Here is a 22,016-nt window from a genome sequence, read left to right on the forward strand (position 1 = left end):
GATTGGCGCTGCCCCCGGTTCCTGCTAACGGGGACGGCCCCCGATATGGGGGAGATGGGAATCACATGTTCGATTTAGCCTGGTCCGAGCTGGCCCTGATCGCCGTGGTGGCTGTAGTGGTCATCGGGCCCAAGGACCTTCCCGAGGCCATCCGCAATGTCGCCAAAGGGGTGCAGAAGCTTCGGCGCATGGCCGCGGAGTTCCAGACCCATGCTGACGAACTGGTGCGCGAGGCGAAGCTCGAGGACGTCCGCGACCAGATCCGCGACATCCGCAATTTCGACCTGAAGAGCACGATCGAGCGGAGCCTGGACGAGGACGGCTCGATCCGTAAGACCTTCACCGAAGATCCTCTGAAGAACGCCTGGAAGCCGGAAACATCCGGCCCGGCGGAGGCGACGGGCGCCAAGGCCCCGCTCCAGGAGACTTCGGCGGCCGAAACCTCCAAGGTCCCGCCCGCACCGCCCGCCTTCGTGCCGCCCTCCGTCGCGGAGGCCTCCGCGCCGGCACGGCCGGAGCCCCAGCCGGAGTCCAGGCCCGAGCCCCCTGCCGGCGCCGAGCCGCCGCCTGAGGAACGCTCCGCCGTCTCGGCCGGCAAGGCCGCCCCCCCGCCCGCAACACCGAGCGTCTGAGTACCCCTCCGTGGCCCGAGACCAGGACGACATTATCGACGACAAGCCGATGCCGCTGATCGAGCATCTGCTCGAACTGCGCACACGCCTGCTATGGTCGATTGGCGCTTTCATCATCGCCTTCGCGGTCTGCTACTACTTCTCCACGCAGATCTACGGCTTCCTCGCCCGCCCCCTGGCCGACATCTTGCAGCAGCAGAGCGGCAGCGAGCGGCGGATGATCTTCACCGCCCTGTACGAGGCCTTCTTCACCTATCTGAAGGTGGCCTTCTTCGGCGCCACCTTCCTCAGCTTTCCGATGTGGGCGACGCAGCTCTGGCTGTTCATCGCGCCGGGCCTCTACCGCAGCGAGAAGCGGGCCATCATGCCCTTCCTGCTCGCCTCCCCGGTGCTTTTCGTCCTGGGCGCGGCGCTGGCCTACTACTTCATCTTTCCGTTGGCCTGGAAGTTCTTCATCTCCTTCGAGACGCCGCCCGGCGCCGGCTCCTTGCCGGTGCAGCTGGAAGCCAAGGTCAGCGAGTACCTCAGCCTGGTCATGCACATGATCCTGGCTTTCGGCGCCGCGTTCCAGCTGCCCGTCGCGCTGACACTGATGGCCAAGGTGGGCATCGTCACGCAGGCCGGGCTGAAGCGGGGACGGCGCTACGCCATCGTCGGCATGTTCGTGGTCGCCGCGGTCATCACGCCGCCGGACATCATCAGCCAGATCGGCCTCGCCGTGCCGCTCATCGCCCTTTACGAACTGTCGGTCCTGGCCGCGGGATGGGTCGCGCCCCGGCGCGATGAGGACCAGAGCTGAGTATTCGCCATGCATGACATCCGCATCGTCCGCGCCGATCCGGCGGCCTTCGACGCCGCGCTGGCGCGCCGTGGCCTGCCGGAAATGGCCGGCAGCATCCTGGAGCAGGACGCCGCCCGCCGCGCCGCCCAGACCGCCGCCCAGGAGCTCCAGGCGCGCCGCAACCAGATCTCGAAGGAGATCGGCCAGGCAAGGCGCGCCGGGCAGGAATCCTCGGCCCTCGAGGCGGAGGGCGCCACGCTACGCGGCCGCATGGAGTCCCTGGAGGCCGAGGCCAAGGCGGCCGATCAGCGGCAGGTCGCCCTGCTGGAGGCGCTGCCGAACATCCTGGACGCCGAGGTGCCCGAGGGAAGGGACGAGGCCGACAACGTCGTGCTGCACCAGCACGGCACGCCCCCGGTGCTCGACTTTCCGGCGCGCCAGCACTTCGAGATCGGCGAAGCGCTGGGCCTCATGGATTTCGCGGGGGCCGCGAAGCTGGCCGGCGCCCGCTTCACCGTGCTGCGCGGCGCCCTGGCGCGGCTCGAGCGTGCGCTCGGCCAGTATATGATCGCCCTGCACACCGGCGAGCATGGCTACGAGGAAGCCGCCGTGCCGCTGCTGGTGAACGATGCCACCATGTACGGCACCGGGCAGCTCCCGAAGTTCCGGGAGGACCTGTTCCGCACCGAGGACGGCCGCTGGCTCATCCCGACGGCCGAGGTGCCGCTCACCAACCTGATCGCCGGCGAGATCCTGGCGGAGGACAGTCTGCCGCTGCGCTTCGCGGCCCTGTCCCCCTGTTTCCGCTCCGAGGCGGGAAGCGCGGGACGCGACACACGGGGCATGCTGCGCCAGCACCAGTTCACCAAGGCGGAGATGGTGTCGATCACCACGCCGGACCAATCCGCCGACGAGCACGAGCGCATGACGCGCTGCGCCGAGAGAGTGCTGACGGAGCTGGGCCTGGTCTGGCGGCGCGTGCTGCTCTGCTCCGGCGATACGGGATTCGCCTCGGCCAGGACTTACGATCTCGAGGTCTGGCTGCCGGGGCAGGGGGCGTGGCGGGAGATCTCCTCCTGCTCGAACTGCCGCGACTTCCAGGCGCGCCGGATGAACGCCCGCTTCCGGCCGAAGGAAGGCAAGGGAACGGCTTTCCCGCACACCCTGAACGGCTCCGGCGTGGCGGTGGGGCGGGCCCTGATCGCCGTGCTGGAGACGCATCAGCAGGCGGATGGCAGCGTGGCCATTCCCGAGGTGCTCGCGCCCTGGATGGGCGGCCTGTCGCGGCTCGGATGAAGGCTTGCCGTCCGGCGAGGCAGCCCATAGTTTGCGCCTCGATCGGGGCGTAGCGCAGCCTGGTAGCGCATCTGCTTTGGGAGCAGAGGGCCGGAGGTTCGAATCCTCTCGCCCCGATACCCACTTCCGGCGGCATCCCGCCCCTGCGGAGGCCAGAGCGTCATGAGCCAAGACACTGTCATCGCCCGGATCTACAACCAGCCGCGCTCGGCCATGCAATCCGGCAAGGCCCGCACCGGCCGCTGGATCCTGCAGTTCGCGCCCGGCGAGGCCCGTCAGATCGACCGCCTGACCGGCTGGTACGGGTCGGGCGATATGCGGAGCCAGTTGCGCCTGAGCTTCGCGTCCCGCGAGGCGGCCGAAGCCTTCGCCCGCGCCAATGGACTGCGTTACGAGGTCGAGCCCGAGGCGCCCAAGCCGGCGATCAAGCCGAAGTCCTACGCGGACAATTTCCGCTACGGGCGCGCTGAGAACTGGACCCACTGAGACGGCCGGCCTGATGGCCACCCGGCGCCCTTAGCTCAACTGGACAGAGCAACCGGCTTCTACCCGGTTGGTTGGGGGTTCGAGTCCCTCAGGGCGCGCCAGAACCTGCCCGCGATCATCGCCCTCGCCAGCCTGCGGCGGCTGAATGATCTCGGCGATGACGGGCAGATGGTCGGAGGCCGTGGCGGCGCGGATGTCGCGCCAGCTTCTCCCCAGCATCGCGGCGGGCCGGCAGAGGATTCTGTCCAGGCGCAGCAGTGGCAGCCGGGCCGGGAAGGTCCGGACCGCCGTGCGGCCGGGCAGCAGGGGCGCCAGACGGCGCCAGACCGGACCCCGCCAGGCCCAGTCGTTCAGGTCTCCCATGACCAGCACGGGCTCCCTGCTGCCGCGGATCAGATCGGCCAGCCTGACCGCCTGCTCCCGACGCTCCCAGGCCTTCAGCCCGAGATGCACCGCGATCACGTGCAGAGGACCGCGCGGCGCGTCCACCAGGGCCGAGATGGCGATGCGGGGCTCGCGTCCGGTGAGGGACAGATCCACGAGGCGCTCGCGGCGCATCGGCCAGCGGCTGAGCAGCATGTGGCCATAGGCTCCGTCATGCGCCGTCATGGTCTCCGCCGCGAGCGCATGGCCCTCGAAGAAGGCGCGTAGTTCCTCGAAGGGCGAGGGACGTTCGCCCCGCCCGCGGCTCTCGACCTCCTGTAGGGCCAGCAGATCCGGTTGGTGGGCCTGGATACGCCGGATGACGCGGCCAAGGTCGTAGCGCCCGTCCGGTCCGATCGCCGAGTGGATGTTCCAGGTCATGGCGCGGAAGGTCATGCCGGGCTTCCCGCCCCGGCCGACTTCCCCGCCACGCGGCGGCGCAGCCAGCCGATGACGATCTGCAGCCCATAGGACAGGCCGCCCCAGGCCAGCAGCACGAGCGCAAAGCCGAGGAGGTCGCGCCAGGAAGGGTCGGTCAGAATCCGGAGCAGGCGATCGCCCAGGGCGGTCATCAGGATCAGTCCCGGCGCCAGCCCAAGGGCCGTGCCCACCGTGTAGTCCAGCAGACGGATCCGCATGGCGCCCGCCACCAGGTTCACCAGCGTGAAGGGAGCCACCGGCATGAGCCGCACCAGGGTGACGGCAAGGATACCGTTCCTGGCGATGCCCTGGCTGACACGGTTGATGCGGGGCCCGAAGACACGACGCAGCGTGCCAGGGCCCAGCCACCGGCCGATCAGGTAGGTCAGCAGGGCGCTGAACATGGCGCCGATCGCCGCATAGGCGAGGCCGGGCCAGAGCCCGAAGGCGGCCGCCGTCGCCACGATCAGAACGTTCACCGGAAAGGCGATCAGCCCCAGGAACAGGAACAGGCCCAGCGCGATGGCAGGCCCCCATGCGCCGCTCGCGCTCTGCATGGAGGCGCTGAAGGTCTCGGGATTGAGGTAACCTGAGAGCGGCGTGTAGCGCCAGGCCAGCCCCAGCAGGAGCACGGGTGCCGCGGCCAGGGCGATCCGGAACCAGAGCGAGCGACGTCCCTGGATCTCGCCGGGCCGGGAGAAATCGGCCAGCAGCGTATCGGCGCCGAGCGGGCGGGGCGGGTCCGCCACGGCCTCGATCTGGGAAAGGCTCTCCCCCTCGCGCAGCGGGCCATCCTCGATCGGCAGCAGGCGGCGCCGGCCGGACCCCAGGCTGTCCAGCGCGCCGAACAGGCCATGGCGCCGGATCGCCTCGGCCACGGCCGCGGGCGCGGCGCCGAGATGCTCGCTCAGGAGACGGGCGCGCGCCGCCTCGATCGCCTGACGCTCGTTCGCGGTGCGGGCCTCGATGACCAGGTCGCATTCGCTGTCCGTACCCATGGAGCGGTGGCAGAGATTGGCGGAACCGACCCGGAGCAGCCGGTCGTCCACGATCATCAGCTTGGAATGCACCATGATGTCCGCGCCGCCGCCCATCCGCCCCTCGACGCGGGGATGGAGCAGGCGGACCCGATCGGCCACGCCCGCCTGGCGCAGCGTCTCCATGAAACGGATCCGCCCCACCTGCATGGTCCTGTGTTCCAGCCAGGTGTGATGCGTCCTGGGCCCAAGGATGACCACCTCCAGCTCCGGCCTCTCCCGCAGCCGGGCGGCCAGCCGGCGTGCCAAGCCGAGATGGGTCAGGAACTGGTTCTCGATATAAAGCGCCCGCTCGGCGGTTCCGATCATGGCTTCGAAGAGGCGCTCGACCTGCGAGGCGGTTCCCCCGGCATAGCCCCCCTCGGTGAGGGCGATGCCCATGCGTACGCCCCTGAAATCCGGCGTGAGAGCCTCCGGCCATGGCAGCAGCGCCGCGTCATCGGCGGGCAGGGGCGACAGATCCTCGCAGGCGGAGGCAGCCCAGCGCTGACGGAACAGATCGGCCAGATCCCGCGCCACCGCGCCATCCACCACCATCTGCAGGTCATGGAAGGGCGGGTAAGGCTCGCCACGGGGATCCACCCGATGGGGGTTATGCGGCGTGTGCTCGGGCGTGTCCCATCGCCGGATCGTCAGGTCGAGCCCGCCGGCGAAGGCGACCCGACCATCGATGACGACCACTTTCTGATGCTGTGAGGCGCCGAAGGCCGCCTGGTCATCCAGGCAGAGTTCCACCTGGGAGGGGGTGTTCCAATGCAGGGCCAGGGCGGGGAGCAGCTCCCGCTCCATCGCGTAGAGCACCGAGTAGTCCCACAGCAGCAACTTGACGCGCAGCTCCGGCCGGCGGGTCACCAGGGCCGTCAGGAAGGGTCCGAGATGCGCCGGCAAGCCGTCATCGGGCTCCCCCGAGGGGCCGACGAGCGGTGTGCGGCTGTCGATGTCCCAGCCGGCGACCCGGATGCTGTGCCGTGCCTGCCGCATGGCGGAGCGCAAGGCGCCATAATAGGCCGCCGCATCAACCAGCAGGCTGGCCCGGCCGGCCTCGCCGATGCGCCAGACCGTCTCGTCCGGGCGCAGCAGCGAGGGTGTATCGGCCTGGGAAGGATGTCCCGCTGGCTCCGTCACGGCATGTCTGTCCTTCGGCCCCGTTATCCTCCAGCGCAACGCAACATGCCGGAAAAGGCTTCAACCGGCGGACGAGGGCACCTTGACCGGGAGGTTGTCGAGCAGCCGGACATCCCCGAGCCGCGCCGCCGCCAGCAGGCGGGCCTCCCCGGCCTGGCCCGCCGGCCAGGGGTGCAGCGTGTCCGGTTCGACAAGGGCGAGGTAGTCCGGGATGAAACCCTGCTCCTCCAGCCCGGCGTGTCCCCAGGCCACGGCCTCCTCCGGCGGCGCGCCGCCCGTGATCCGTCCGGAAACCGCGGTGAGGATGGCCGGCAGTACCGCCGCCTTCGCCCGCTCGGAGGGGCTGAGCCTCTGGTTGCGGGAGGACAGGGCCAGCCCGTCGTGATCCCGCACCGTCGGCAGTCCCTCGATCCGCACCGGCAGATGCAGGTCCCGCACCGCCTGCCGAACGACCTGCAGCTGCTGCCAGTCCTTCTCGCCGAACACCGCGACGTCGGCGCGGCTCATCATGAAGAGCTTGGTGCAGACCGTCGCCACGCCGCGGAAATGGCCGGGCCGGGCCGCACCCTCCCAGCCCAGCGCCGCTCCTTCAGGCTCGATGGTGGTGGCCGCGCCAGGCGGATACATGACCTCGGGGGTTGGCAGCCAGGCCAGGTCGCATCCGGAGGCCTCCAGCTTGGCGAGGTCTCCGGCCTCATCCCGCGGGTAGCGGCTGAGATCCTCGTTCGGGCCGAACTGCAGGGGATTGACGAAGATGGAGACGACCGCCCTCTCGGCCAGGGAACGGGCCCTGTCCAGCAGGGCCAGATGCCCCGCATGCAGCGCCCCCATGGTCGGCACCAGGCCGACGCGCCGCCCCTCGGCGCGCCAGGCATCCACCACATCCCGCAATCCGACGAGATCCCGCACCACCCGCATGTCCTGACGATCCTCCGCTTTCCGCCCCTTCGGTGCCCCGGAACCGCCGGTCATGCAAGCCGGACCCTGGCGCATGCTTGACGGCGGCGGCGCCGCGCGGGATCACCCGCGAGCCGCCCGGACAGGAAAGAGGTGTGACGATGCAGCGCGTGTTCTCCGGAATCCAGCCTTCCGGCATTCCCACCCTCGGCAACTACCTGGGCGCCATCCGCAACTGGCCTCCGATGATCGCCGGGCATGAGTGCATCTTCTGCGTCGTCGACCAGCACGCCATCACCCAGCCCTTCGACCCGCGGGACCTGGCGGCCAAGACCCGTGACATGGCGGCGGCGCTGATCGCCTGCGGCGTCGATCCGGAGAGATGCGTGCTCTTCGTGCAGAGCCACGTGCACGCCCATACCCGCCTGGCCTGGATCTTCAACTGCGTGTCCCGCATCGGCTGGCTGAACCGGATGACCCAGTTCAAGGACAAGGCCGGCAAGGACCGCGAGAATGCCGGCAGCGGCCTCTACGTCTATCCCAACCTGATGGCGGCCGATATCCACGCCTATCACGCCACGCTGGTGCCGGTGGGCGATGACCAGAAGCAGCATCTCGAGCTGGCCAATGACATCGGCCAGAAGTTCAACCACGACTACGGGGCGGACTTCTTCCCGACCATCCAGCCCATGATCCAGGGCGTCGCGGCCCGCGTCATGTCGCTGCGCGACGGGACCCGCAAGATGAGCAAGTCGGACCCCTCGGACCAGTCGCGCATCAACCTGACCGATGACGCCGAGACCATTGCCCTGAAGATCCGTCGGGCGAAGACGGACCCGGAGCCGCTCCCCGCCGACCCGTCGGCGCTGGAAGGCCGGCCGGAGGCCCGCAACCTGGTCGGCATCCTGGCGGCGGTCACGGGGCGCGAGCCGGCGGATGTGCTTCGCGACCACGAAGGGCAGGGCTTCGGCACCTTCAAGGGCGTGCTGACCGATGCGCTGGTGGCGCATCTGGGGCCGATCCAGGCCGAGATGCAGCGCCTCCTGGCCGACCCCGGCGCGGTGGACGCGGCGCTGCGGCGCGGGGCCGAGCGGGCCGCGGCCATAGCGGAGCCGATCGTCGACAGGGCCGAGGAGCTGATCGGCTTTCTGCCGCGCCGGAAATAGACACCGGCCCGCCGCGAACGGGGGTCGCCTCAGGCCGGCAGGAGCAGCGTCGCGGCGGCCTGCGCGGCGATGCCCTCGCCGCGCCCGGTGAAGCCGAGCCTCTCGGTTGTGGTGGCCTTGACGGAGACGCGGCCGATGGCGACCCCCAGCAGGTCCGCCAGCCGCGCTCGCATGGCCTCGGCATGCGGGGCGATCTTCGGCCGCTCGCAGATCAGCGTCACATCGGCATGGGTCAGGATGCCGCCACGGGCGGCGACCCGCCCGGCGGCATGGCGCAGGAAGGCGGTGCTGTCGGCATCCTTCCAGGCCGCCTCGGAGGGGGGGAAGTGCCGGCCGATGTCGCCTTCGGCCAGGGCGCCATACACGGCATCGCACAGGGCATGCAGCCCGACATCGGCGTCCGAATGGCCATCCAGCCCCAGCGGATGCGGAATCCTCACGCCGCACAGGATCAGCGGCCGCCCCTCGACCAGGCGATGGACGTCGAAGCCGGTTCCCATGGCGGGCAGGAAGCGGGGGAGGTGCTGCGCCTCCAGGCGGGCCAGGTCCTCTGGGTAGGTCACTTTGATATTGGTCTCCGATCCGGGCGAGAGCACGACAGGCAGGCCGACCGCCTCCAGCAACGCGGCGTCATCCGTCGCCTCCTGCCCCGCGGCGCGATGGGCATCCAGCAGGGCGCCGAACCGGAAGGCCTGCGGGGTCTGGGCACGGTAGAGTCCCGCCCGGGGGACGGTGCGCAGGATCCACCCATCCTGGCCCGCCTTCAGCGTGTCGCTGACGGGCATGGCCGGAATGGCTCCCGGCGCCCGGGACAGCGCCTCCAGCAAGGCCGCGATGCAGCCCGGCGGCACCATGGGCCGGGCGGCGTCATGGATCAGGACGGCATCCGGCGGGTCGGCCGCCAGGGCCTCCATCCCGGCGCGGACGCTGGCCTGGCGCGTGGCTCCGCCCTCCACCGGCGGCAGGACAGGCAGGCCGGACAGGAGCGTCGCCACCCGTTCCGCCTCGCCCCTGCCGACAACCGGCAGCAGGCGGGTGACCAGCCCCTCGGCCAGCAGGGCCTCGGCGGCATGGCGGATCACCGGCCGCCCGAGCAGGGGCAAGAACTGCTTGGGCAGCGCGGCCCCGAAGCGGCTGCCTTGACCGGCAGCCATGAGAAGTGCGACCACATTCATGGCCGCAGCCTAGCCCGTCCGCAGTCGGCCGCCCAGGGAGAGGTCCAGGGAGAGGCACGGACCACCCGCGGCAATGCGACCGGCGCGACGTTGCCCTGCAACTGTGCGGTAGTGCATGGACGAATGCCCGCTCGACGTTTAGATTGCTCAAATCATGAGCATCGTTCCCCAGCCCTCCACCGCCGTGCCCCTGCTGCGGCCGATCACCGTTGGGCCGATCCAGATCGACGCCCCGGTGATCCTGGCTCCGATGTCCGGCGTCACCGATCTGCCTTTCCGCAGACTCTGCCGCGAGTTGCAGGCACCGATGGTGGTCAGCGAGATGATCGCCAGCCAGGCCATGGTGCGTGAGAACCGCCAGACCCTGAAGATGGCCGAGGTGGACGGCTTCGGCGGCCCCGCCAGCGTGCAGCTCGCCGGCTGCGACCCGGTGGTGATGGGGGAGGCGGCGCGCCTCGCCGCCGATCGTGGCGCCGCCATCATCGATATCAATTTCGGCTGCCCGGTGAAGAAGGTGGCGCTGGGCCAGCAGGCGGGCAGCGCGCTGATGCGGGACGAGATCCACGCCGCGCGCATCCTGGAAGGGGTGGTCCGCGCCGTCTCGGTCCCGGTGACGCTCAAGATGCGCATGGGCTGGGACCACAGCAGCCTCAACGCGCCGCGACTGGCGCGGATCGCCGAGGAATGCGGCATCCGGATGGTGACGGTCCATGGCCGCACACGTCAGATGTTCTACACCGGCACCGCCGACTGGGCCTTTGTCGCGCAGGTCAAGGAGGCCGTCGGCCTTCCCGTCATTGTCAATGGCGACATCCTGACGCCCGAGGACGCGGCCGAGGCGCTGAGGCAGTCCGGGGCCGACGGGGTGATGATCGGCCGTGGCTGCTACGGCCGCCCCTGGTTGCTGCCGCAGGTCGCCGCCTACCTCACCACCGGGGAGCGCCTGCCGGAGCCGGACCTGCGCGCGCAGTTCGAGATCCTGCTGCGTCACTACCGCAGCATGCTCGAGCATCACGGCACGCAGCCCGGCGTCCGCCTGGCCCGGAAGCATCTCGCCTGGTACTCCAAGGGGCTGCCGGGCTCGGCCGAGTTCCGCGTGCGGGTGAACCGGGCGGAGACGCCTGAAGCCGCGGAGAGCCTCCTGCGCGCCTTCTACGAGCCCCTGATCGAGCAGGGCGTCGAAGCGGTGCGGGAGGCCTTCCGGGACCAGGACGCGGACGCGATGGCGGCATGAACCGCACCCTCCTGCCCCGGCGCGCGCCCAGCGCCGCCAGCGCACCGCCCCTGCCGGATACCACCGCCTTGCTCTCCGCCGTGCCCATTCCGATCATCGTGCTCGATGCGGCGGATCGTTTCTGCTTCGCCAATCCGGCGGCCGAGCAGTTCTTCCAGCTCTCGCTGGGCAGCCTGCGCCAGCTTGCCCTGGGCGACCTGATCCCGCAGGACAGCCGCCTTCTCGCGCTTGTCGCGCAGGTTCGCGCGCTGGATGCTCCGGTCTCGGATCACGACCTGACGCTGGACAGCCCGCGCCTGCATCGGCGGGGCGTGGCGGCTCATGGCGCGCCGCTGCCGGAAATGGTGGGATCGGTGGTGCTCTCGCTGCAGGACGGCAGCAAGGCGCAGAGACTGGACCGGCAGTTGAACTTTCGCGGCGCGGCGCGTGGCGCTTCCGCCATGGCCGCGATGCTGGCGCACGAGGTGAAGAATCCGCTTTCCGGTATCCGGGGCGCCGCACAGCTCCTGGAGCAGTCGGCGACCGAGGCGGACCGGGAACTCTGCACCCTCATCCAGGATGAGGCCGATCGCATCCGCAACCTTGTCGAGCGCATGGAGATGTTCTCCGAGCGGCCCATCGAACGGGCCCCTCTGAACATCCACGAGGTTCTGGACCATGTCCGCCGCATCGCGGGGCGGGGCTTCGCCAGTCACCTGCGGATCGTGGAGGATTATGATCCCTCCCTGCCGCCGGTCCTGGGCAATCGCGACTTTCTGGTGCAGATCCTGCTGAATCTCGTCAAGAACGCCGCCGAGGCGGTCGATCCCAGGTTTGGCGAGATCCACCTGTCCACGGCCTATCATCACGGCGTTCGCATCGCCATCCCCGGCTCGCGCGAACGGGTGCATGTGCCGATCCAGGTCTGCGTCCGCGACAACGGGTCCGGCATACCCGAGGAAGTGGCATCCACCCTCTGGGAGCCCTTCGTCACCACCAAGCGCGGCGGGCAGGGGCTGGGGCTGGCGCTCGTGGCCAAGCTCGTCGCCGACCAGAGCGGCCTGATCGAATGCGAGAGCCGCCCCGGCCGCACCACCTTCCGTCTCTCGCTTCCCGTGGCGCAGAACGAGCCCACCTCTTCCCGCAAGACCCAGGACGCATGACCGATACCCGCACCATCCTGGTGGCCGATGACGACCGCGCCATCCGCACCGTGCTCTCCCAGGCGCTCGGCCGTGCCGGCTACACGGTGCGTGCGACCTCATCGGCCTCGACGCTGTGGCGCTGGGTGGAGGAGGGCGGCGGCGATCTGGTGATCACCGACGTCGTGATGCCCGACGAGAACGGGCTCGACCTGGTTCCGCGGATCAAGCGCGTCAGGCCGGACCTGCGCGTCGTGGTGATGTCGGCCCAGTCCACCTTCATGACGGCCCTGAAAGCCGCGCAACGCGGCGCCTTCGAGTACCTGCCGAAGCCATTCGACCTGAAGGAACTGCTAGCGGTCGTCGCGCGCGCCCTGACGGCGCCCGCGGCCGTGGTCGCGGAGGACGAGGAGGACGGCGGCGAGCGGCTGCCCCTGATCGGCCGCTCGCCGGCCATGCAGGAAATCTACCGCACGGTCGCGCGCCTGACGACGACGGATCTCACGGTGATGATCACCGGCGAGAGCGGCACCGGCAAGGAGCTGGTTGCGCGCGCCCTGCACGATTACGGCCGCCGCCGCACCGGCCCCTTCGTCGCGATCAACATGGCGGCTATCCCGCGGGAGCTGATCGAGAGCGAATTGTTCGGCCACGAGCGGGGCGCGTTCACCGGCGCGCTGGCGCGCGGCGTCGGCCGTTTCGAGCAGGCGGCCGGCGGCACGCTGTTCCTGGACGAGATCGGCGACATGCCACCCGAGGCGCAGACCCGCCTGCTGCGCGTGCTGCAGGAAGGCGAGTTCACCACCGTCGGCGGCCGCAATCCGATCAAGGCGAATGTGCGGATCGTCGCGGCCACCCATCGCGACCTCCGACAGGCGATCCGTCAGGGCCTCTTCCGCGAGGATCTGTTCTACCGCCTGAACGTCGTGCCCATCCGCCTGCCGCCGCTGCGCGAGCGCATCGAGGACATTCCGCTCCTGGCGCGGCATTTCCTCGATCGCGCGAAGGCCTCCGGGCTTCCCGGCAAGCAGCTGGATCCCGATGCCCTCGACCGGCTGCGACAGCACTCCTGGCCCGGCAATGCGCGCGAGCTGGAGAATCTGATGCGCCGTCTGGCGGCCCTGTATCCGCAGGAGATCATCGGCGCCGACGCGGTGAACGCCGAGCTTCTCGAGGCCGAGCCCATCGCCTCGCCGGAGGCGCGCTCGCCGGAGACGCTGGAGCAGGCGGTCGAGCGGCATCTGTCCAGCTTCGTCGCGGCGCAGAAGGATGGCCTGCCGGTGCGCGACCTTTACGAGCGTGTCCTGGCCGAGGTGGAGCGCCCGCTACTGCGGCTGGCGCTGGCGGCGACGCGCGGCAATCAGATCAAGGCGGCGGCCATGCTGGGCCTGAACAGGAACACGCTGCGGAAGAAGATCCGCGAACTCGACCTGCCGGTGGTGCGCGGCCTGTCGTGATGCAGGGCAGCGTCCCGCCAGGCGCCGAGCCGCCCTCCCTCGGGCGTCGCCTGGTCGATCTGCTTCTCGGGCGGGGCATCACCCTGTGTCTGGCGGTGGGTGCCCTGCTCCTCGGCATCGGCACCTTCACCCTGCTGTCGGGCGGCAGCCCCTTCGGACCGACCAGCCCGGGCCAGATCGTGGCCATGGTGCTGGTCAATGCCGTCTTCCTGCTGCTCCTGGCCGTCTCGCTGATCGTCCGGCTGGTCCGGGTCTGGGCCGAACGCCGGCGCGGCTCGGCCGGCTCGCGCCTGCATGTGCGGCTGGTGATGCTGTTCAGCGTCGTGGCCGTCGTGCCGGCCCTGCTGGTCGCCATCTTCGCCGCGGTGTTCTTCAACCTCGGCATCCAGAACTGGTTCAGCGATCGCGTCCGCAGCACGCTGGAGGCCAGTCTCGTCGCCTCCCGCGCCTATCTGGACGAGCATCGCAACACGATCCGCGCCGATGCCCTGGCCATGGCCGCGGACCTGAACCGCGCCGGCCGGCTGCTGGATGAGAACCAGTATGCCTTCGCGCAGATCCTGGCGACCCACACGGCGCTGCGTGGGCTGACGGATTCGGTGGTCTTCGAGCCCACCCTCAACCGGGTCATCTCCCATGCCGGGCTGACCACGAGCCTGGTGCTCGATCCGCTGCCGGCCTGGGCCATGGAACTCGCCCGCAGCGGCGAGGTGGCGGTGCTGCCGGGCGAATCCGAGGAAGGGCGGGTCCGGGCGCTGGTGGAGCTCGATATCGGCCCCGGGCTGATGCTGCTGATCGGCCGTCCCGTCGATCCCGGCGTGATCGAGCACATGCAGCGGACCGAGCTTGCCTTCCAGCAGTACGACCAGCTCGACCGGAACCGGTCGGGCCTGCAGATCACCTTCGTGATGATCTTCGCCATCGCCGCGCTGCTGGTCCTGATGGCGGCCGTGCTCATCGGCCTGGTGATCGCCAATCAGATCGCGCGGCCGCTGTCCCGGCTGATCGTCGCGGCCGACAGGGTCCGGGGCGGCGACCTCGGGGTTCGCGTCACGGAGGGCGAGGGGGATGACGAGGTCGGCACGCTCTCCCGTGCCTTCAATCGCATGACCAATCAGCTTGCCGCGCAGCGCAGCGAGCTGCTCGAGGCCTATCGACAGATCGACGAGCGGCGGCGCTTCACCGAAACCGTCCTGTCCGGCGTCTCGGCGGGCGTGGTGGGTCTCGATTCCGAAGGCCGCGTGAACCTGCCGAACCGACGTGCCAGCGAACTGCTTGGCATCGATCTGGACGCCGAGCTGGGGCGCCGCCTTTCCGACGTCGTCCCCGAATTCGCGAGCTTCCTGGAACCCGCGCTGACCACGCCGGACCGCACGCGGACCAGCGAGATCCGCATCGGGCCGCATAGCGACCGCCGCACGCTGCTGGCCCGGATCGGGGCGGAGACCCAGCGCGGCCAGGTCGTGGGCTTCGTGCTGACCTTCGACGACATCTCCGAGCTTCTCTCGGCACAGCGCAAGGCGGCCTGGGCCGATGTCGCGCGCCGGATCGCCCATGAGATCAAGAATCCGCTGACGCCCATCCAGCTTTCCGCCGAACGGCTCAAGCGTCGCTATCTGAAGGAGATCCAGTCCGATCCGGAAACCTTCACGGCCTGCACCGACACCATCGTCCGGCAGGTCGGCGACATCGGGCGCATGGTGGACGAGTTCTCCGCCTTCGCCCGCATGCCGCAACCCGTGATCCGCCCCGAGCCCATGGATCAGGTGGCGCGCGAGGCGCTGATCCTGCAGCAGAACGCGCATCCGGACATCGCCTATCGGACGGACATCCCAGCCCAGGCGCCGCGCGTGCCCTGCGACCGCAGGCTTATTGGCCAGGCCCTCACCAACCTCCTGGCCAATGCGGCGGACGCGGTGGTCATGCGCCGGCAGGCCGAGGAGGCCGAGGGCGGGACGGCCTCGCCGGGGTACATCCGGCTCTCGGTCGAGCCGGGCGAGGACTGGGTCACCCTGGCGGTGGAGGACAATGGAGTAGGCCTGCCGCAAGGCGAGGAACGGGAGCGGCTCACAGAACCGTATGTGACCCACAAGCCGAAAGGGACCGGCCTTGGTCTTGCCATTGTCAAGAAGATCATGGAGGACCACGGCGGTAGGCTGGTGCTGACCGAGCGGGCGGCAACAGGGGAGGGCGGCGCGTCCGGAACCCGCGCGGCACTGATGCTGCCGCTGCGCGGCCACGTGACCGCCGCCGCGGACACCGGGGGGAGAAGCACGGAGATGCAACGACATGGCGCATGACATCCTGATCGTCGATGACGAACCGGACATTCGCGCGCTGATCGAGGGCATCCTCTCGGACGAAGGCTACGAGACCCGCGCCGCACAGAATTCCGACACTGCCCTGGCGGCGTTCCGCGCCCGGCGGCCCAATCTCGTCATTCTGGACATCTGGCTGCAGAACTCCCGCCTCGACGGCCTCGGTATCCTGGAGGCCATGCAGAGGGAGGAGCCCCAGGTGCCGGTGGTGATGATCTCCGGCCATGGGACCATCGAGACGGCCGTCCAGGCGATCCAGCAGGGCGCCTATGACTTCATCGAGAAGCCGTTCAAGTCGGACCGCCTCATCCTGATCGTCGAGCGCGCCCTGGAAGCGGCGCGGTTGAAGCGCGAGGTCAGCGAGCTCAAGCTGCGCGCCGGGGTGGAGACCGAACTGCTCGGCGCTTCCTCCCAGGTTGTCCAGTTGCGGGCCGCCATCGAGCGCGTGGCGCCCACGGGGAGCCGGGTCCTGATCTCGGGGCCGGCCGGGGCCGGCAAGGAGATCGCGGCACGGATGATCCATGCGCGATCGCGCCGGAACTCCGAGCCCTTCGTCGCGCTCAACTGTGCCACCCTCAACCCGGCGCGGTTCGAGGAGGAGCTTTTCGGCGTCGAGGCCGGCGCGGACGCCCAGGCCTCGCCGCGCCGGGCGGGCGTTCTGGAACGGGCGCATGGCGGGACGCTGCTGCTGGACGAGGTGGCCGACATGCCCCTGGAGACCCAGGGCAAGATCGTCCGCGCGTTGCAGGAGCAGGGTTTCGAGCGAGTGGGCGGCGCGACCCGGGTGAAGGTCGATGTCCGGGTCCTGACCACGACCAATCGCGATCTCTCGGCCGAGATCGCGGCCGGCCGCTTCCGCGAGGATCTCTTCTACCGCCTGGCCGTGGTTCCGCTGCGCGTCCCGGCTCTGCGGGAGCGCCGGGAGGATGTGCCGATCCTGGCCCGCCATTTCATGGCCCGCTCCGCCGAAACCTCGGGCGTTCCCGCGCGCGAGTTGTCCGAGGATGTGCTGGCCACCATGCAGGCCTATGACTGGCCGGGGAATGTCCGCCAGCTTCGCAACCTCGTCGACTGGCTGCTGATCATGGCGCCGGGCGGGCCGGGAGAGCCGATCCGGCCCGAGATGCTGCCGCCCGAGGTGGGCTCCGCGGCCCCGGCGGCGCTGAAGCTCGACCGTTCGAGCGAGATCATGACGCTGCCGCTGCGCGAGGCGAGGGAATTGTTCGAGAAGCAGTATCTGGAGGCGCAGCTGCTCCGCTTCGGCGGCAATATCAGCCGCACGGCCAATTTTGTCGGCATGGAGCGCAGCGCTCTGCACCGCAAGCTGAAGTTCCTGGGGGTGCAGGCCGAGGACCGGGCGCCACAGGTCTAACCCTCCACCCGGCCATGGCCGGCCGGCCGTGGCCATGCCGTTCATCTCGCTCCATCATCAGGAAGAGCCTTGGGCATGTCCCGTATCGCCTATGTCAATGGCCGCTATGTCCCACAGCGCCATGCCAGCGTGAACGTCGAGGATCGCGGCTACCAGTTCGGGGACGGTATCTACGAGGTCGTGCACCTCTATGGCGGGCGCTTCGTCGACGAGGACCGCCACCTTGACCGGCTCGAGCGCTCTCTGCGGGAAATCCGCCTCCCCATGCCGTTGTCCCGGCAGGCGCTGTCCCATGTCCTGCTGGAAGTGGCGCGCAGGAACCGGGTGACCGAGGGTCTCCTCTACATGCAGGTGACGAGGGGCGTGGCCCGGCGCGACCATCCGTTCCCCGCCGAGCCGGTCCCGCCCGCCCTGGTGGTGACCGTCAAGCGGATCAAGCCCTATCCGCGCAGCATCGACGGCTGGGGCGGCGACGCCATCACCCTGCCCGATCTTCGCTGGGCGCGGCGCGACATCAAGAGCCTGAACCTGTTGCCGAACGTCCTGGCGCGCCAGGCGGCCCGCGAGCAGGGCGCCATCGAGGCCATCCTCTACGAGGAGGAGAGCGGCCTCGTGACCGAAGGGGCGGCGACCACCTTCTGGATCGTCGATGAGGCCGGCCGCATCCGGACCCGCCCCCTCTCGCACGACATCCTGCCGGGCTGCACCCGCGGCGCATTGATGGCCGAGCTGCGCCAGGCGGCGATTTCCTATGACGAGACGCCGTTCACGCTGGAGGATCTGGCACGGGCCCAGGAGGCCTTCATCACCTCCGCCACCTCCTTCGTGAAGCCCATCCTGCGGATCGACGGACGGCCGGTGGGCGACGGCGCTCCGGGGCCGGTGACCCGGCGGTTGTTCGACATCTTCTCCCGTCACGTGACGGGCGCCCTGAAGAACGCCGCTTGAGCGCCCATCTTCCGCCACCCGCCGCCATCCTGTGGGACTGGGACAACACGCTGGTCGACGCCTGGAGAGGGGTGCAGGCCGGAATGAACGCGGCGCTGCGGGCCTTCGGCATGCCGGAGTGGAGCCTGGAGGAGGTGCGCGCCCGCGCCCGCCTCTCCCTGCGTGACGCCTTTCCGGCGATCTTCGGCGCCGAATGGGAAAGGGCCCGTGACGCCTTCTACGCGGAGGTGCGCGCCCGCCATCTCGAATTAGTGACGCCGCTGGCTGGCACGGAGGCCGCGCTCCGGGCGGCGCGGCCCTGGCCGCTCGGCGTCGTGTCCAACAAGCAGGGGCCGATCCTGCGGGCCGAGGCGGGCCATCTCGGCTGGAGCGGGTTCTTCGCCGCCCTGGTCGGCGCCGGCGACGCGGAAGCGGACAAGCCTCATCCGGCGCCCATTTTCATGGCCCTGCGCCAGCTGGGCGTCGCGCCGGGTCCGGCGGTCTGGTTCGTGGGCGATACCGGCGTGGACATGGAGGCGGCGCGTGCCGCGGGCTGTACCGCCATCCTGATTGGAGATGCCGCGCATGATGGCGGCGTGGCGGCGCTGGCCCCGGACGCCGCCTTCGCGGATGGGCATATCCTGGCCCGCCATCTGCGCGGCCTTGCCAAACCCCCCCCACTTGCCTGATCTTGCCCGCGAACCGGCAGGCAACCTGCCTGCCGGGGCGTCGTTCCGTGCGCGGCCCCGCAGAGGTGCCCGCATGCCTCGCCAAGAAAAAGAAGGACCGAGCCCATGGCCGCCGAGAAGTCCCAGAATGTTCAGGATGTCTTCCTGAACCATGTCCGCAAGAGCAAGACGCCGGTGACCATCTTCCTGGTCAATGGCGTGAAGCTGCAGGGCATCATCACCTGGTTCGACAATTTTTCTGTCCTGCTGCGTCGGGACGGGCACACCCAACTGGTCTATAAGCATGCCATCAGCACCGTCATGCCCGGTGCGCCGATCATGCTGTTCGATGCCTCGGCCGCCGGCGCGGCCCAGCCGCAAGGCGGGACAACGCCGCCGCGAGAAGGCACCATGACCCTGCAACGTGAGGTTAACCCTGTCGGCTCCTCCGACTGACATTGGCCAGGGCGGCGACAAGCCGATGCTTGCCGCCGTCCTGCTGCCGCATGAACGCTCGACGCGCCAGGCTGGCGCCGAGGGCATCATCCAGTTCCCCGAAAGCCGCGCCGCCCACCGCGCGGCCGAAGCCCGGCTGGCGGAAGCCGTCGGGCTGGCCGCGTCGATCGGCCTGACCATCGTCCACAGCGCCGTACTGCCGCTCCGCGCGCGCCGTCCTTCCACGCTGCTGGGGGAAGGGCAGGTCGAGGCAGCCCGGGAAGCCATCGCCGAGCACAAGGTCGGCGTCGTGGTGGTCGATGCCGCCCTGACGCCGGTGCAGCAACGCAATCTCGAGCGTGCCTGGGACTGCAAGGTCATCGACCGGACCGGGCTGATCCTGGAGATCTTCGGCGAGCGCGCCCGGACACGGGAGGGCAGCCTGCAGGTCGAGCTGGCGCATCTCGAGTATCAGCGCACGCGCCTCGTCCGCTCCTGGACCCATCTGGAGCGTCAGCGGGGCGGCTTCGGCTTTCTCGGCGGTCCTGGCGAAAGCCAGATCGAGATCGACCGGCGGCTGATCGGCGAACGCATCGTCAAGCTGAAGCGTGAGCTTGAGCAGGTTCGCCGGACGCGGGGATTGCACCGGGCGGCGCGTACGCGGGTTCCATTCCCGGTGGTCGCTCTGGTGGGCTACACCAACGCGGGCAAGTCGACGCTTTTCAATGCCCTGACCGGGGCGGGCGTCTATGCCCAGGACCAGCTCTTCGCGACGCTCGACCCGACGATGCGCGCCATCCGCCTGCCGAGCGGGCGGACCGTCATCCTGTCCGACACGGTGGGTTTCATCAGCGATCTGCCGACGCAGCTCATCGAGGCGTTCCGGGCGACGCTCGAGGAGGTGGCCTCCGCCGACATCATCCTGCACGTGCGGGACGTGGCGCATCCGGACACGACGGCGCAGCGGGCCGATGTCATCGGCGTGCTTGCCGAGATGGCCAGCGGCCCTGATCCGGCCCTCGACGAGAACTGGCCGACCCGCACCATCGAGGTGCTGAACAAGGCGGATCTGCTCGGCGGCATCGAGGCGGTGCCGGGCGACGACGGCACCCAGGCAGTCGCCGTCTCTGCGCTGACCGGGGAGGGGCTCGACAGCCTCCGGGCGGCGCTCGACAGCCGACTCGCGGCCGGCATGGAGACGGCCGAGTACAGCCTGGCGCCCGCCGACGGCGCGCGTCTGGCCTGGCTTTACGAGCATGGCGAGGTGCTGGACCGGCGGGACGCCGAGGACGTCATCCGACTGACCGTGCGGCTTTCCCCCGCCGATCGTGCCCGCTTCGAGCGGATCTGAACTGGAGCAGCATTCCATGCCTTTCGACCAGGCCCAGGCCACCGAGATCGCCACGGTTCTGCGCGATGCGTCCCGTGCCGAGATCCTGCCGCGGTTCCGCCGCCTCGCGGCGGGGGAGGTCCGCAGCAAGTCGAGCCCGATCGACCTCGTGACGGATGCCGATGAGGCCGCAGAGCGGCGGATCACCGCCGAGCTGGAGCGCCGCTATCCTGGCTGCGTCGTCGTGGGCGAGGAGGCCTGTGCGGTCGATGCCAGCCTGTTGGACAGGCTGCTGGGTGCCGATCTGGCCTTCGTCGTCGATCCGGTCGATGGCACCGCCAACTTCGCCGCCGGTGTGCCCCTGTTCGGCTGCATGGCGGCCGCCATCCGGCGCGGCGAGGTGGTGGCGGCCTGGATCCACGATCCGCTGGGCGATGACACCGCCATCGCGCTGCGGGGGGAGGGTGCCTGGATCGAGGCCCCGGATGGGCACAGGGCTGATCTGAAGGTGGCCCGTCCGGTGCCTGTCCATCAGATGACCGGCGCCGTTTCCTGGACCTGGATGAGCGAGCCCTACCGCAGCCGGATCACGCAGCGGCTCTCACGCCTGGCCAGCGGTGTTCAGTTTCGCTGCGCGGCGCATGAGTATCGCCTGGTTGCTTCCGGCGGCGCGCATATCGTCGTCTACAACCGCCTCATGCCGTGGGACCATCTGCCCGGCTGGCTCCTGCATCGCGAGGCCGGCGGTTACAGCGCCCGCTTCGATGGCAGCGCCTACCGGGCCGAGCACCGCGACGGGGGCCTGATCGCCGCGCCGGACGAGGCAAGCTGGCACGAGGCGCGCGAGGCCCTGCTGGGAGAGTAGCGGGCTCGCGGAAGCCGGCCGGTTCAGCCGGCGGCTTCCTCCTTCTTAACCGCCTGCCAGGCCGCCTCCATGACGTCGAGGGACACGTCGGCGGGCGATTGCCCCTGCCGGGCCAACTTGCCTTCCACGGCCTGGAAGCGCCGTTCGAACTTGGCGTTCGCGCCGCGCAGGCAGGCCTCCGGGTCGAGATCGAGCTTGCGGGCCAGATTGGCGAGGACGAAAAGCAGATCGCCCAACTCGTCCGCGAGCCGCTCCCGCGAGGCGCCCGGCAATTCCGCGCGAAGCTCCCGGGCTTCCTCCTCCAGCTTATCGAACACCGAGTCGGCATCCGGCCAGTCGAAACCGACGCGCGCGGCGCGGCGCGTCAGCTTGGCCGCGCGTGTCAGGGCGGGCAGGGTGGAGGGCAGCCCCGCCAGGGTTCCCGTCTCGGCACGCGCCTGCCGCTCACGCTGTTTCTGGGCTTCCCAGGCCGCGGTCTGCTCCGCGCTGTCGCGCGTCGCCGCCTCACCGAAGACATGGGGGTGGCGGCGGATCATCTTGTCGCCGATGCCGCGCGCCACATCGGCAAAGCCGAAGCTGCCGGCCTCCTGTGCCATCTGGGCGTGATAGACGACCTGGAACAGCAGATCTCCCAGCTCGTCCTGGAGCGCCGCCGGATCATCACGGCTTATGGCATCGGCGACCTCATAGGCCTCCTCGATCGTGTAGGGCGCGATGGAGGCGAAGTCCTGCTCCCGGTCCCAGGGGCAGCCATCGGGCGCGCGCAGCCGCCGCATGATGTCCAGCAGGCGAAGAAGAGGGGCCGCCGCATCGGTCATGGAAGTCGCACCTCTGTTTGCCGCATAAGGAAG

Annotated in this window: 19 protein-coding genes, 2 tRNA genes and 1 pseudogene; 17 read left to right on the plus strand and 5 right to left on the minus strand. The window is 69.8% G+C overall.

The features are described 5' to 3' along the window. The first annotated feature begins 65 nt into the window (after nucleotides 1-65). The 6 genes from tatB to ACF3NH_RS15925 all read left to right on the plus strand — a co-directional run bounded on the left by tatB (nucleotide 66) and on the right by ACF3NH_RS15925 (nucleotide 3,296). Nucleotides 66-632, plus strand: coding sequence for a Sec-independent protein translocase protein TatB (tatB, locus tag ACF3NH_RS15900; protein WP_422924079.1), 567 nt, complete (start codon nucleotides 66-68; stop codon nucleotides 630-632). Between the two features lie 10 nt (nucleotides 633-642). After that, nucleotides 643-1,431, plus strand: a complete 789-nt coding sequence (gene tatC / locus ACF3NH_RS15905; protein WP_422924081.1) for a twin-arginine translocase subunit TatC — start codon at nucleotides 643-645, stop codon at nucleotides 1,429-1,431. Nucleotides 1,432-1,440: 9 nt separating this feature from the next. Continuing rightward, nucleotides 1,441-2,709, plus strand: coding sequence for a serine--tRNA ligase (serS, locus tag ACF3NH_RS15910; protein WP_422924083.1), 1,269 nt, complete (start codon nucleotides 1,441-1,443; stop codon nucleotides 2,707-2,709). 43 nt (nucleotides 2,710-2,752) lie between these two features. After that, nucleotides 2,753-2,826 (plus strand) — tRNA-Pro (locus tag ACF3NH_RS15915). A 45-nt stretch (nucleotides 2,827-2,871) separates the two neighbouring features. Further along, nucleotides 2,872-3,195: an NADH dehydrogenase ubiquinone Fe-S protein 4 gene (locus ACF3NH_RS15920; protein WP_198364956.1), complete on the plus strand. Its 324-nt coding sequence runs from the start codon at nucleotides 2,872-2,874 to the stop codon at nucleotides 3,193-3,195. Nucleotides 3,196-3,219: 24 nt separating this feature from the next. Continuing rightward, nucleotides 3,220-3,296: transfer RNA gene (locus tag ACF3NH_RS15925), tRNA-Arg, on the plus strand. A gap of 79 nt (nucleotides 3,297-3,375) precedes the next feature. On the opposite strand, the pseudogene ACF3NH_RS15930 reads toward ACF3NH_RS15925, so the two are convergent. From ACF3NH_RS15930 to panC, 3 genes and pseudogenes are all read right to left on the minus strand, one after another. Next, a pseudogene (locus tag ACF3NH_RS15930) lies at nucleotides 3,376-4,014 on the minus strand (endonuclease/exonuclease/phosphatase family protein); the annotation flags it as partial. Further along, the gene (locus tag ACF3NH_RS15935) at nucleotides 4,011-6,200 is read right to left on the minus strand and encodes a VTT domain-containing protein (protein ID WP_422924086.1); all 2,190 of its coding nucleotides are present in this window, start codon (nucleotides 6,198-6,200) and stop codon (nucleotides 4,011-4,013) included. The gene ACF3NH_RS15935 and the pseudogene ACF3NH_RS15930, both read right to left, overlap by 4 nt. Nucleotides 6,201-6,260: 60 nt before the next feature. Continuing rightward, a complete protein-coding gene (gene panC, locus ACF3NH_RS15940; protein WP_232476828.1) occupies nucleotides 6,261-7,172 on the minus strand; it encodes a pantoate--beta-alanine ligase in 912 nt (303 codons plus the stop codon). An 86-nt stretch (nucleotides 7,173-7,258) separates the two neighbouring features. Here panC and trpS point away from each other — a divergent pair, with 86 nt between their 5' ends. Then, a complete protein-coding gene (gene trpS / locus ACF3NH_RS15945; protein WP_422924821.1) occupies nucleotides 7,259-8,263 on the plus strand; it encodes a tryptophan--tRNA ligase in 1,005 nt (334 codons plus the stop codon). A 29-nt stretch (nucleotides 8,264-8,292) separates the two neighbouring features. Here the strand turns inward: trpS and ACF3NH_RS15950 are convergent, their stop codons facing one another. Beyond that, nucleotides 8,293-9,438, minus strand: coding sequence for a bifunctional 2-C-methyl-D-erythritol 4-phosphate cytidylyltransferase/2-C-methyl-D-erythritol 2,4-cyclodiphosphate synthase (locus ACF3NH_RS15950; protein ID WP_422924088.1), 1,146 nt, complete (start codon nucleotides 9,436-9,438; stop codon nucleotides 8,293-8,295). Nucleotides 9,439-9,592: 154 nt separating this feature from the next. On the opposite strand from ACF3NH_RS15950, the gene dusB reads away from it, so the two are divergent. The 10 genes from dusB (at nucleotide 9,593) to ACF3NH_RS16000 (ending at nucleotide 21,165) form a co-directional block, all read left to right on the plus strand. Beyond that, a complete protein-coding gene (dusB, locus tag ACF3NH_RS15955; RefSeq protein WP_422924090.1) occupies nucleotides 9,593-10,672 on the plus strand; it encodes a tRNA dihydrouridine synthase DusB in 1,080 nt (359 codons plus the stop codon). Then, nucleotides 10,669-11,814: a two-component system sensor histidine kinase NtrB gene (locus ACF3NH_RS15960; protein ID WP_422924092.1), complete on the plus strand. Its 1,146-nt coding sequence runs from the start codon at nucleotides 10,669-10,671 to the stop codon at nucleotides 11,812-11,814. Before dusB ends, ACF3NH_RS15960 begins: the two co-directional genes overlap by 4 nt. Then, a complete protein-coding gene (gene ntrC, locus ACF3NH_RS15965) occupies nucleotides 11,811-13,250 on the plus strand; it encodes a nitrogen regulation protein NR(I) (protein ID WP_422924094.1) in 1,440 nt (479 codons plus the stop codon). The genes ACF3NH_RS15960 and ntrC overlap by 4 nt, the downstream gene beginning before the upstream one ends. After that, the gene (locus ACF3NH_RS15970) at nucleotides 13,250-15,550 is read left to right on the plus strand and encodes a sensor histidine kinase NtrY-like (protein ID WP_198364950.1); all 2,301 of its coding nucleotides are present in this window, start codon (nucleotides 13,250-13,252) and stop codon (nucleotides 15,548-15,550) included. Before ntrC ends, ACF3NH_RS15970 begins: the two co-directional genes overlap by 1 nt. Beyond that, nucleotides 15,540-16,940 (plus strand): nitrogen assimilation response regulator NtrX, encoded by a 1,401-nt coding sequence (gene ntrX, locus ACF3NH_RS15975; protein WP_198364949.1) that lies wholly within the window; start codon nucleotides 15,540-15,542, stop codon nucleotides 16,938-16,940. The genes ACF3NH_RS15970 and ntrX overlap by 11 nt, the downstream gene beginning before the upstream one ends. Nucleotides 16,941-17,015: 75 nt before the next feature. Next, nucleotides 17,016-17,888 carry a D-amino-acid transaminase gene (locus ACF3NH_RS15980; RefSeq protein ID WP_422924097.1) on the plus strand — a complete coding sequence of 291 codons (873 nt, stop codon included), beginning with the start codon at nucleotides 17,016-17,018 and terminating at the stop codon, nucleotides 17,886-17,888. Then, a complete protein-coding gene (locus ACF3NH_RS15985) occupies nucleotides 17,885-18,556 on the plus strand; it encodes an HAD family hydrolase (protein ID WP_422924099.1) in 672 nt (223 codons plus the stop codon). The genes ACF3NH_RS15980 and ACF3NH_RS15985 overlap by 4 nt, the downstream gene beginning before the upstream one ends. Nucleotides 18,557-18,661: 105 nt before the next feature. Then, nucleotides 18,662-18,991 (plus strand): RNA chaperone Hfq, encoded by a 330-nt coding sequence (gene hfq, locus ACF3NH_RS15990; protein ID WP_198364946.1) that lies wholly within the window; start codon nucleotides 18,662-18,664, stop codon nucleotides 18,989-18,991. A 25-nt stretch (nucleotides 18,992-19,016) separates the two neighbouring features. Beyond that, on the plus strand, nucleotides 19,017-20,321 hold the full coding sequence (gene hflX, locus ACF3NH_RS15995) for a GTPase HflX (protein ID WP_422924102.1): 1,305 nt from the start codon (nucleotides 19,017-19,019) through the stop codon (nucleotides 20,319-20,321). A gap of 16 nt (nucleotides 20,322-20,337) precedes the next feature. Next, on the plus strand, nucleotides 20,338-21,165 hold the full coding sequence (locus ACF3NH_RS16000) for an inositol monophosphatase family protein (protein WP_198364944.1): 828 nt from the start codon (nucleotides 20,338-20,340) through the stop codon (nucleotides 21,163-21,165). 23 nt (nucleotides 21,166-21,188) lie between these two features. Here the strand turns inward: ACF3NH_RS16000 and mazG are convergent, their stop codons facing one another. After that, nucleotides 21,189-21,983: a nucleoside triphosphate pyrophosphohydrolase gene (gene mazG / locus ACF3NH_RS16005; RefSeq protein ID WP_422924104.1), complete on the minus strand. Its 795-nt coding sequence runs from the start codon at nucleotides 21,981-21,983 to the stop codon at nucleotides 21,189-21,191. Nucleotides 21,984-22,016: the final 33 nt, after the last annotated feature.

The organism is Pseudoroseomonas sp. WGS1072, assembly GCF_049340465.1.
Taxonomy (GTDB): Bacteria; Pseudomonadota; Alphaproteobacteria; order Acetobacterales; family Acetobacteraceae; genus Pseudoroseomonas.

What these genes read in the sequence shown, in the direction of transcription:
- ACF3NH_RS16000 (WP_198364944.1), top strand. Translation starts at nt 20,338, where the DNA reads ATGCCTTTCGACCAGGCCCAGGCCACCGAGATCGCCACGGTTCTGCGC.
- hfq (WP_198364946.1), top strand. Translation starts at nt 18,662, where the DNA reads ATGGCCGCCGAGAAGTCCCAGAATGTTCAGGATGTCTTCCTGAACCAT.
- tatB (WP_422924079.1), top strand. Translation starts at nt 66, where the DNA reads ATGTTCGATTTAGCCTGGTCCGAGCTGGCCCTGATCGCCGTGGTGGCT.
- ACF3NH_RS15950 (WP_422924088.1), bottom strand. Translation starts at nt 9,438, where the DNA reads ATGAATGTGGTCGCACTTCTCATGGCTGCCGGTCAAGGCAGCCGCTTC.
- dusB (WP_422924090.1), top strand. Translation starts at nt 9,593, where the DNA reads ATGAGCATCGTTCCCCAGCCCTCCACCGCCGTGCCCCTGCTGCGGCCG.
- hflX (WP_422924102.1), top strand. Translation starts at nt 19,017, where the DNA reads ATGCTTGCCGCCGTCCTGCTGCCGCATGAACGCTCGACGCGCCAGGCT.
- ACF3NH_RS15980 (WP_422924097.1), top strand. Translation starts at nt 17,016, where the DNA reads ATGTCCCGTATCGCCTATGTCAATGGCCGCTATGTCCCACAGCGCCAT.
- mazG (WP_422924104.1), bottom strand. Translation starts at nt 21,983, where the DNA reads ATGACCGATGCGGCGGCCCCTCTTCTTCGCCTGCTGGACATCATGCGG.
- serS (WP_422924083.1), top strand. Translation starts at nt 1,441, where the DNA reads ATGCATGACATCCGCATCGTCCGCGCCGATCCGGCGGCCTTCGACGCC.
- ACF3NH_RS15970 (WP_198364950.1), top strand. Translation starts at nt 13,250, where the DNA reads ATGCAGGGCAGCGTCCCGCCAGGCGCCGAGCCGCCCTCCCTCGGGCGT.
- ntrC (WP_422924094.1), top strand. Translation starts at nt 11,811, where the DNA reads ATGACCGATACCCGCACCATCCTGGTGGCCGATGACGACCGCGCCATC.
- panC (WP_232476828.1), bottom strand. Translation starts at nt 7,172, where the DNA reads ATGACCGGCGGTTCCGGGGCACCGAAGGGGCGGAAAGCGGAGGATCGT.
- ACF3NH_RS15960 (WP_422924092.1), top strand. Translation starts at nt 10,669, where the DNA reads ATGAACCGCACCCTCCTGCCCCGGCGCGCGCCCAGCGCCGCCAGCGCA.
- ACF3NH_RS15920 (WP_198364956.1), top strand. Translation starts at nt 2,872, where the DNA reads ATGAGCCAAGACACTGTCATCGCCCGGATCTACAACCAGCCGCGCTCG.
- trpS (WP_422924821.1), top strand. Translation starts at nt 7,259, where the DNA reads ATGCAGCGCGTGTTCTCCGGAATCCAGCCTTCCGGCATTCCCACCCTC.
- ntrX (WP_198364949.1), top strand. Translation starts at nt 15,540, where the DNA reads ATGGCGCATGACATCCTGATCGTCGATGACGAACCGGACATTCGCGCG.